Genomic DNA, 757 nt, shown 5'->3' with positions numbered 1-757 from the left:
TGTCTCGTTTGCATGATTCAAGCCCCTGAGTTTCAGAGGTGTATCATGAGCAATCTATTCTGGCTGACTGACGAACAGATGGAGCGCCTTCAGCCCTACTTTCCGAAGAGCCATGGCAAGCCGAGAGTTGACGACCGGCGTGTTCTAAGTGGGATTATTTTCATCAATCGCAATGGGTTGCGGTGATGTGATGCGCCTCGTGAATATGGGCCGCCAAAGACGCTGTACAATCGCTGGAAACGATGGAGCGATATGGGTGTGTTCGCTCGGATCATGAACGGACTGGCTGCTGAAGGCACGGATCACAAGACGATCATGATTGACGCAACATATCTCAAAGCGCACCGCACGGCCTCCAGCCTGCGGTTAAAAAAGGGGGCGCGGCAGGCTGATCGGGCGCACCAAGGGTGACATGAATACGAAACTGCACGCTGTTACCGACAGCCTCGGACGCCCCATCCGCTTCTTCAATTCCGCAGGCCAAGTCAGCGATTACACGGGCGCCAAGGTTCTGGTGAACAATCTGCCATCGGCTGACTGGCTGCTGGGAGATCGAGGCTATGACGCAGACTGGTTTCGCGAAGCCCTTAGTGAAAGGGGAATTAGGCCCTGCATCCCAGGTCGAAAATCACGCGACAAGCCCATCCGCTACGATTAGCGCCGATACAAGCGCCGTAACCGGATTGAGATCATGTTCGGGCGGCTCAAGGACTGGCGGCGTGTCGCGACCCGATACGACAGATGCCCCAAGGTCTTC

General features: G+C 55.7%; 1 pseudogene. It reads left to right on the top strand.

The window, feature by feature from the left end:
* Positions 1-45 precede the first annotated feature (45 nt).
* Positions 46-757: pseudogene (locus ACR0EZ_RS25960) on the top strand (IS5 family transposase); the annotation flags it as partial.

Source organism: Ruegeria sp. AK4 (assembly GCF_056541025.1).
Note: the sequence above shows the minus strand (reverse complement) of the source record. Positions and strands in the feature narration are given on the sequence as shown.